This window comes from Streptosporangium sp. H13245 (assembly GCF_055690525.1).
On the sequence record NZ_JBSZKT010000030.1, the window covers coordinates 93707 to 102555 of the forward strand.

Sequence of the window (8849 nt, forward strand, 5' to 3'; positions counted from 1 at the left end):
GATGGAAGCTCACCTGACAGAGATCATCATCTTCTCCGTGCTGTTCCTGGTGGTCAGCGGCATGGGGTTCGTGGCCGCGCGCTGGCGCCGCCCGGAGAACCTGGCCAGCCTCGACGAGTGGGGGCTCGGCGGCCGCAACTTCGGCTCGTGGGTCACCTGGTTCCTCATCGGCGGCGACCTTTACACCGCCTACACCTTCGTGGCCGTGCCCGCCCTGATCTGGGGCGCGGGCGCGATGGGCTTCTTCGCGGTGCCGTACACGATCGTGGTCTACCCGATCGTCTTCCTGGTGCTGATCCGCCTCTGGTCGGTCTCGCACGTGCACGGCTTCGTCACCCCGGCCGACTTCGTCCGGGCCAGGTTCGGCTCCCCCACGCTGGCACTGCTGGTCGCGATCACCGGCATCGTCGCGACGATGCCCTACATCGCGCTCCAGCTCGTCGGCATCGAGGCCGTGCTGAAGTCGATGGGCGTGACCGGCCACCTGCCGATCATCATCGCGTTCGCGATCCTGGCCGCGTACACCTACCAGTCGGGCCTGCGCGCCCCGGCGCTGATCGCGTTCGTCAAGGACACGCTGATCTACATCGTGATCCTGGTGGCGATCTTCGCGATCCCCGCCCAGATCGAGGGCGGCTGGTCGGGCATCTTCGGCGCCGCCCAGGACAAGTTCGCCGCCAGCGCCGCGCCCGGCGACGGCATCCTGCTCAATGCGAACAACCAGCTGCAGTACATGACGCTGGCCCTGGGGTCGGCGCTCGCGCTGTTCCTCTACCCGCACAGCATCACCGGCGTGCTCGCCTCCAAGAACCGCGGCGTGATCAAGCGGAACATGGCGGCACTGCCCGCCTACAGCCTGCTGCTCGGCCTGATCGCGCTGCTCGGCTTCATGGCCATCGCGGCCGGGATCACGCCCATCGGCACCGACAACAACACGATCGTGCCGCAGCTGTTCGACAAGATGTTCCCCGACTGGTTCACCGGCGTCGCGTACGCCGCGATCGGCATCGGCGCGCTGGTCCCCGCAGCGATCATGTCCATCGCCGCGGCGAACCTGTTCACCCGCAACATCTACAAGGAGTATCTGAAGCCGGACGCGAGCGACGCCGACGAGGCCCGCGTCTCCAAGATCACCTCGCTGCTCGTCAAGGTCGGCGCGGTGCTGTGCATCCTGTTCCTGGACACCGGCTTCTCCATCGACCTGCAGCTCATCGGCGGTGTCATCATCCTGCAGACGCTCCCGTCGGTGGCGCTCGGCCTCTACACCCGCTGGTTCCACCCCGGCGGCCTGATCGCCGGATGGGTCGCCGGGATGGGCGCCGGGATGCTCCTGCTCTACAACATCGGCAACCCGGTCACCGGCAAGCTGCACTTCGCCGGGTCGGCGTTCCCGCTGGAGAAGCTGGGCCTGGACACCAAGATGACGATCTACGCGGGCGTCCTCGCGCTCGCGGCCAACCTGGCCGTCGCCGCGCTCGGCACCGTCATCGCCCGCGCCACCAAGACGGCCGAGGGTGTCGACACCACCCAGCCCGACCACTACTTCGCCGACGAGGGCGACCCCAGGATCAAGGACCTCGACCTCGCCGCCCCCGGAACCCACGGGACGGATCCGGTTCCAAGCCCCAAGCCCTAGGCTCCGGGATCGGCCGGCACACGGACCGTACCCACCCCGGCTCCGAGACCCCGGTCCCGGGCGACGTGGCCACGAGCCTCCCGGCACACCACCGGGTCCCGGAAACGAGCGCGGGGGGAGAGCCTGACAGGCTCTCCCCCCGCGTCGTCAGCGCGTCGGCGTCAACGCGTCGGCATCAGCGCGTCGCCGTCAACGTGGCGGCGTCAGCGCGTCGGCGTTATCCGGCGGCCGGAGCGCTGAACTGCGCGATCAGGGCGTTGGCATCACGCAGGAGCGTGGCCTTCACCGCCGGGTTGGAGACGATCTTCGGGTCGTTGACCGCTTCGACGAAGCGCTCAAGCTTCTTGACGATCTTCTTCTTGTCGCGCTCGCGCCCCTTGTCCTCGGACACCATGACCTTGGAGATCTTGTCCTGGAGCTTCGCGGCGCCGGAGGCCGACAGCTGCCCGGCCGCCTCGAAGAGGTCGATGAGCCTCTCCACGTCGGCGACAGAGGTCGTGACCTCGAACGCGACGGTCCGCCTCGTGACGTGCCCCGCCCTGTCCTTCGCGGTGACGGTCAGCGTGTGCGCGCCGAGCGCCAGCTTCCACAGGGCGAGCGGCTCGCCGGAGACCACCTCCAGGTCGCCGATGGCCGCCGTCACGCTCGCCACCCCCGACGTCGCGTCGGCCGCCGAGAAAACGGGCGTGACGGACGCGGAGTCGCCGTACTTGCCGGGCTCCACCCCGCTCACGGACAGGACCGGGGCGGTCTTGTCGATCTTCGCCGTGACGGTGCCGACCTGCGAGACGTTGCCCGCGTTGTCGGTCGCCCGGTAGCGCACGACGGCCGTCCCGTCGGCGGTCAGGGTGACCGGGTTGTTGGCGTTCAGCCACGTCGTGCCGTCGAGCGAGTACTGGCGGCTCGCCACCGTGCCGTTGTCGGTCGCGGTGACCGTCAGCGTGACGTTGCCGGTGTGCCAGCCGTTCTCCCCGCCCGGCTCGGCCGGGGCGAGCGTGGCCGACACGGTCGGGGGCGTCTCGTCGGCGACCCCGCCGCCCTGGAAGGTGAACCCGTCGACCTCCACACCGCCGGTCGAGGTGACGTAGAGCTTCCCGCTGCCGGCCGGGGCGCCGGTGAGCGAGGTGTCCACGCTCTGCCAGCCCGATCCGGCGGGCACGGTGACGGTGGCGAACGGCTCCGCCGTCTCCGAGCCCCAGCGCAGCGACAGCGTCCCCGCACCGGAGGCGCGGGTCCTCACCCCGGTGACCCCGGCGAAGTTCACCGGGTCGTACGCGATCCAGTCACCGGCGTCGAACGACGTGATCTTCGCCAGGCCGGACGCGCCCTCGTCCTCCACCCTGGTGACGCCGCTGCTCGCGTCCGAGTGCTCGGCCTGCAGCTCCTTGGGGTTGAGGATGAGCGTGGCGTCGCCGAGGGCTCCGGGGATGTCACCGGCGCCGTTGTCGCGGTAGCTCACCACGACGACGCCGAAGATGTTCTCGGTCTCGCCGTGCTCGGGGGCGTCGGCCGGTGTCGGCCACGCGCCCGAGCATCCCGAGCCGAGGGTCTCCGGATGCGCGTGCGTGTCGTGCCCGAGACCGAAGGTCCACTGCACCCGGCCGCACACCGGGGTGTCGCCGTCCTCCCTGTCGGAGACCTTGATCTGGAACGGCACCGCGTCGCCCCAGTCGAAGAAGGCGCCGTCGCCCGGCGTCTGGATGGTCACCTCGGGCGCGGTGTTGCCCACGGTGATCTCGGTGGAGGTGAGCCCGAACCTGCCCTGCGCGTCGGTCACGCGGAGCCTGGCGGCGTACTGCCCGAGCGCGGGGTAGGTGTGCGAGGCCGTCACGCCGGTGGCGTCGAAGGTGCCGTCGCCGTCGAAGTCCCACTCGTAGGTCAGCGCGCCCGGCTCGGCATCGGTGGACGTCTCCGCGCTGAACGCGACGGTGAGCGGCGCGGCGCTGCCCGACGTCGGCTTGGCGACGATCCTCGCCTGCGGCGTCTTGTTCCCCTCGGCGTAGTCGATGCGGTAGAGGCCCGCGTCGGGGTTCGCGCGGAAGAAGCCGTCGCCGTAGTCGAGCACGTACAGCGACCCGTCGGGGCCGAACTCGATGTCCATCGGGCTGTCGGTGATCGGCATCGCCGCCATGGTCAGCGCGCTGTTGGGCAGGAAGTGCTCCAGCTTGGTCACCGGCCCGTCCGCCCCCGTCACGGTGAACGCCGCGAGGTAGTCCTGGGAGAACTCGCCGAAAAAGAACTTCTTGTCCCAGTACGCGGGGAACTTCGTCGTCGACGGGTTCGCCGCGTCGTAGTGGTAGACGGGACCGCCCATCGGCCCCTGGCCACCCGCCGGCTCGAAGTCGGTGAGCCCGGCCCACTCCGCGGGCTGGTGGGTGGCGTTGTCGCCGTAGTAGAGGTCCGCCGGGGTCGCGGCCGGCAGCTTGTCGACGCCGGTGTTCCAGCGGGAGGTGTTCGTCGGCCCTCCCGCGCAGTCGAACCACTCGCGCGGCGTCGAGGTCGCGAAGTTCCAGTCGTTGTAGTTGAAGTTGTTCCCGGTGCAGTAGGGCCAGCCGCTGTTCATCGGCCTGTCGATGGGGGTGACGTTCCACTCGACGTAGCCCAGGGGCCCGCGGGCGGGGTCGGCGGCCCCGGCGTCGGGGCCGTAGTCGCCCCAGGAGACCGTACCGGTCACGTCGTCGACGTCCATGCGGAAGGCGTTCCGCACACCCGTCACGAAGATCTCGGGGCGCGTCCTGGCCGTTCCCGGCGGGAACAGGTTGCCGTCCGGGACCGTGTAGGTGCCGTCGTCCCGTACGGTGATCCGCAGGATCTTGCCGCGCAGGTCGTTGCTGTTGCCCGCGCCGCGCCGCGCGTCGAGCCCGGGGTTCATCCCGGGGGCGTCGTTGTTGGGCGCCATGCCGTTGGCCCCTGGCGTGCCCGCGGGGGTGTTGTCACCGGTGACGAGGTAGAGGTTGCCCTCGGCGTCCCAGTCCACGTCGCCCGCGACGTGGCAGCACTGCCCGCGCTGCGTCTCGACCTTGATGATGACCTGCTCGGTGGAGAGGTCCAGCGCGTCACCGGTCCACTTGAACCGCGACAGCTGGTTGTAGCCCTTCCACTGGTTCCAGTACGACTCGTCCGCGCCCGCGGGCAGCGAGTTGGGCGCCGACCCGGTGGGGGTCGTCGCCGGGTACGGCGCCGTCATCGTCTTCGGCGCGTAGTAGACGTAGACCCACTTGTTCTCGGCGAACCCGGGGTCGATCGCGATCGTCTGGAGACCGTCCTCGGAGTTCGCGTAGACGGGGATCGTGTTGATGACCTTGGTGACGCCGGTGGCGCCGTCGGTCAGGCGGATGTCGCCGTTGCGTGCGGTGTGCAGGACCCGCTTGTCGGGCAGGACCGCCAGGTCGATCGGCTCGCCGACGTTCTTGGTCAGCGTGATCTTCTCGTAGTTCGACCAGTCGGTGGGCCCGTCCAGGACCTGGGCCTGCGCGGGCGCGGCGCCGGGCACCGCCAGGGGAAACAGCAGGGCGGCCAGTGCTCCACCGAGCATGGCGCGGGTACGCTTCAACTTCCTGAGCCTCTTCTTCAGGGGGGTGTCAGGACATGGCGGGCCGCCACGCGTGCCGCGGCAACGGCTTCGATCACGTGGCGGTCCGCCGACCCCGGCCGGGTCCTTCTCCGGGGTGTTGTGAGGGGGTGGCCCCTAATCGTCCGCCGGTCTCTCAGCGACGACGGCAGGGCGGTTCTCTCAGCGGCGGCGCAGGGCGGCCAGGTTCTTGTAGCTGAGGTCGGCGTACTGGAGCGAGCGGCCCGGCTCCTCGGCCCCTCCGGGCGCGTTGTCCTGCTCGTACATCGGGTTGTGGCGCCGCTCGACGTCCAGCTTGGAGAAGAAGGCGCCGTAGTCGATGTCACCGGTGCCGAACGGGACCATGTCGTAGCCGTTGCCGGTGGCCGTGTTGGTCTTCCCGTCCTTGGCGTGGAACAGCGGGAACCGCTTCTCGTTCTGCCGTACGAGCTTCAGGGGGTCGAAGATGTCGGTGCGGGTGGAGCCGTTGCGCGCGACGTACGAGCGGTGCTTGTACTGCGCCACGTGCGCCCAGAAGATGTCCATCTCCAGGTAGACGTGCCTGCGGCTGGTGATGTCGAGGAAGTACTCCAGCTTCCTGACACCCGACGAGCGGGTGGGCCGGCCGAGCTCGTCGAGCGGGCCCGTGTCGAGCAGGAAGCCGTACGCCGCGTCGTGGTTGTGCGTGTACAGCTTGATCCCGGCGGACGAGGCGATCGAGCCGAGGAAGTTCCACTTCTGGGCGGCGAGGTCCCAGTCCGCCTTGTAGGCGCTGTTGGTCGGGTCGCCGCCGGTGCCCACGTGCTCCATGCCGAGGATGTTGGCGATTTCCAGGGTCTGCTTGAAGCGGTCGAGGTCGGCCTGGGTGAGCGGCCACGAGCCGGGGATGAAGCCGTGGTTGCCCTGGGCCTTGAGCCCGTTGTCGTCGAGCCACCGGCGCAGCAGCCTGGCGCCCTCGACGTTCTCCAGGTTCGCGCCGCCCTCGGCGTTCGCGTGCTGGCCGTAACCGGCGAACTCCACCTGCTTGTAGCCGATCCGCGAGAGCTCCTCGAACACACGCCGGAAACCGGCCGGCAGGTTCGGGTTCGCCGCCGGGTCGCGGGAGATCACGTCACGAACCGTGTAGAGGATGATGCCCCGCTTCGCCTCGGGCACCAGGGGGTCGCGGCCGTGACCGCGCTCCTGCTCGCCACCGGGGGACGCGTACGCGGCCGACGCGAGCGGGCCCACCGCGGACACGGCGGCCACCGCGGTGACTCCCGTCGTGGCGGCGAGAAACTGACGGCGGTTCAGCCCGAGCCTGCGGCGCAGCGCGACCGAGACCTCGTCGAACTCTTCTTCGTGTGCACTCATGGTTTCCTACCTCCATGTGGGGGGACGGAGCCCGTGATCCCCGACGCCTCGGCCGGGTGACCGCCGACTCCTTTCCGCCGCAGGTCGGCGGCCCTGTCCGCTGGATCGTCCCTCCGAGGGGATCCGCCCTCGGACGCCGCCGACCGACTCACTTCGCCCTCTTGATGTTGTGCGGAGAACTTGGCGTGGAAGTTACGCGTCTTCTGCCCTTTTTGGAAGAACTTTTGTCATGATCACTTGAACTTTCTACGACAAGCGCCCGAAGTCGCCTCGGCACACAGCCCCGCCCAGCGGCCCCCGGCACACCCCCGACCGGAGGATCTTCCCTGGTAGATCGGGGTGGCCGACTCTGGGATGCGGCAATAGACTGGGTTTGTAACGATATGAGCAGATAGTCCCAACGGACGGACCCTCTCGACGCCCCCACCCGGCCGGACCTGCGACGCGCCGACCAACCCGCGAGCCCGCTCGCCCCGAACGGTCACGGACCCGTTCGGCGCGTACTTTGGTTGAGAAACGTGAAACTTTCGCTCATAATCGACAGAAGGGTCGATGGGTCGGGCGGCTGAGGGCGAAGGGGCGGGAGCCGTGGCCAGGCTTCGGACTTACGTCTTTCCCGTCTTCGCTATCCTTCCCGTCCTTTCTCGTTCTTTCCCGTTCGCTACGGTGCCTGTAGCGTCCTTCCAGTCCTTCCCACCCGGAGGCGGAGGTCGCCGCGTTCGTACTCGCACTCGCTTCCGTGTTCGTTTCCACGGTCGTTTTCGCGTTCGTTTCCGTGTTCAGTCCGTGTTCAGGGAGAATCGATGATCTCGGCGGGGAACACGTGGAGCGAGAAGGGAAACGCCGGATGCGCGCGACCGGACTCGGAGCCATCTCGCTGATGATCGCGCTGACCGCCTGCACCCCGGCCTTCGAGTCTCCCTCTCCTTCGCGAACGAGTTCCGTGCCCGCGTCCTCCACTCCCACTCCCACTCCCACTCCCACTCCCGCGACGCCGAAGCCGCCCGGCTCGGCCTCCGCCCTCCAGAAGATCGCGGACGATCTGGTGATGGCGTCCGGATCCCCGGGGGCCGTCGTGCACGTCCGTGACGACGGAAGGGTCCAGGAGGCCGCCTCCGGGTTCGCCGATCCCGCGACGCGCACCCCGATGCGGGTCGACCACCGCTTCCGGATCGCGAGCATCACCAAGACGTTCACCGCGACGATCGCGCTCCAGCTGATACGCGAACGGCGGCTGGCCCTCCGCGACACGCTCGGCAAGCTGCTCCCCGGCGTCCTTCCCGGTGCCAACCGGGTAACCGTGGAGCAGCTGCTCACCCACACCAGCGGAATACCGGACTATCTCACCGATTCCCGCTTCATGGACGCCATCGTCGACGGCGGCATGCACACGCGCGACTGGCCACCCCGGGAGTTGCTCGGCTACGGCGGCAGCCCCGGCAAGAGCGGGGTGAACCGCTACTCCAACGGCAACTTCATCCTTCTCGGCCTCATCATCGAGAAGATCACCGGGCAAAGCTACGCCGAAGCGCTCCGCGAGCGCGTCATCGAGCCGCTGAAACTGCGCGACACCGAACTGCCGCGAGATCTGCGGCCGTCCGGGCTCGCCGCGGGGAGACAGGGCGACGGTCCCGGGGCGACGGTCGTGAACTCCTCGATCTTCTGGTCCGCGGGCGGGCTGGTGTCGACCGCGGGAGACGTGGGCGTCTTCTACGAGGCCCTGTTCGGCGCGAAACGGGCCACGCACGACGGCGAACCCACCGGGGGCCCGGCGCCGAAGCGGTTGCCTGAGGGGGTCGCGCTGAAGCGCGCGGGCGGCCTGGGCGTCTTCGCCGACAGGCTGCCGTGCGGCACCCGGGTATGGAACCACTCCGGGATGGTCTACGGATACTCGGGGATCGCCATGAGCAGCGAGGACGGCCGACGCCAGGTGGTGGTCCAGCTCAACTCCCCGGCTGCGGGCCAGGCGATCGCGGCGGCGGGAAGACTCATGTGCCGGTGAACCGTGCAGGCGTCGATAAGCAGTGAACGTACCGGTAGGCCGCGAGTGTGTCGATGAACCACGAAACCCGGAAGTCTTACCTGAGAGCCCTCGACAGTCCGGGGCCCCGGGATCTCGCCGGGAAAACGAGCCCCCGGGAAGCGTGGAGTGAAGAGCCTGGAACGCCTGAAAAGGCTCAGGAAAGCACGAAGGGCCCCCACCGCGTGGTGGGGGCCCTTCGTGAAAGATTGTCCGGCGGTGACCTACTCTCCCACACCGTCCCCGGTGCAGTACCATCGGCGCTGAAGAGCTTAACTTCCGGGTTCGGA

Annotated in this window: 4 protein-coding genes and 1 rRNA gene; 2 read left to right on the forward strand and 3 right to left on the reverse strand. The window is 68.9% G+C overall.

Features of this window, described 5'->3' with window-relative positions:
• The first annotated feature begins 1 nt into the window (after position 1).
• The gene (gene mctP / locus ACW9TB_RS30270; RefSeq protein ID WP_472751492.1) at positions 2–1636 is read left to right on the forward strand and encodes a monocarboxylate uptake permease MctP; all 1635 of its coding nucleotides are present in this window, start codon (positions 2–4) and stop codon (positions 1634–1636) included.
• Between the two features lie 217 nt (positions 1637–1853).
• Here mctP and ACW9TB_RS30275 read toward each other — a convergent pair whose 3' ends face one another.
• Both ACW9TB_RS30275 and ACW9TB_RS30280 read right to left on the reverse strand, forming a co-directional pair.
• A complete protein-coding gene (locus ACW9TB_RS30275; RefSeq protein WP_472751493.1) occupies positions 1854–5189 on the reverse strand; it encodes a PQQ-dependent sugar dehydrogenase in 3336 nt (1111 codons plus the stop codon).
• A gap of 180 nt (positions 5190–5369) precedes the next feature.
• Positions 5370–6539, reverse strand: coding sequence for a sugar phosphate isomerase/epimerase family protein (locus tag ACW9TB_RS30280; protein WP_472751494.1), 1170 nt, complete (start codon positions 6537–6539; stop codon positions 5370–5372).
• 847 nt (positions 6540–7386) lie between these two features.
• Here ACW9TB_RS30280 and ACW9TB_RS30285 point away from each other — a divergent pair.
• Positions 7387–8541 carry a serine hydrolase domain-containing protein gene (locus tag ACW9TB_RS30285; RefSeq protein WP_472751495.1) on the forward strand — a complete coding sequence of 385 codons (1155 nt, stop codon included), beginning with the start codon at positions 7387–7389 and terminating at the stop codon, positions 8539–8541.
• 229 nt (positions 8542–8770) lie between these two features.
• Here ACW9TB_RS30285 and rrf read toward each other — a convergent pair.
• A 5S ribosomal RNA gene (rrf, locus tag ACW9TB_RS30290) occupies positions 8771–8849 on the reverse strand; the annotation flags it as partial.

Coding starts and splice junctions, on each gene's coding strand:
- ACW9TB_RS30285 (WP_472751495.1), top strand. CDS start 7,387: ATGCGCGCGACCGGACTCGGAGCCATCTCGCTGATGATCGCGCTGACC.
- mctP (WP_472751492.1), top strand. CDS start 2: ATGGAAGCTCACCTGACAGAGATCATCATCTTCTCCGTGCTGTTCCTG.
- ACW9TB_RS30280 (WP_472751494.1), bottom strand. CDS start 6,539: ATGAGTGCACACGAAGAAGAGTTCGACGAGGTCTCGGTCGCGCTGCGC.